1 protein-coding gene is annotated in these 236 nt (G+C 38.1%); it reads right to left on the bottom strand.

Annotated features, from left to right (window positions below; translation table 11 throughout):
- Positions 1-55: 55 nt before the first annotated feature.
- Positions 56-236, bottom strand: a 181-nt coding sequence (locus tag ACX6CF_RS26455; protein ID WP_458788372.1) for a hypothetical protein, incomplete at its 5' end; no start/stop codon positions are given.

The raw sequence follows: 236 nt of genomic DNA, 5'->3' as shown, positions 1-236 counted from the left end.
CAAAAGATGTAAAAGGCAGCTTATGGCTGCTTTTTACATCTTTTGAATTAAGTGTTTACTTAGCTCTTCTACCTAATCCTCTGCCACCATTGCCTCTTCCATAGCCATTTCCAGTACCATTTCTTAATCCATTACCATTACATGCACCTTGACCATTTCCCATTCCACGATTCAGACCAATTTTTTGTCCTAGTCTTTGTGGATTACTTGGGTCACAATTACCAGCATTTTCTTTT

Source organism: Vallitalea sediminicola (genome assembly GCF_054408565.1).
The sequence above is the reverse complement of the archived record's forward strand: the minus strand, read 5'-3'. Positions and strand labels throughout refer to the sequence as shown.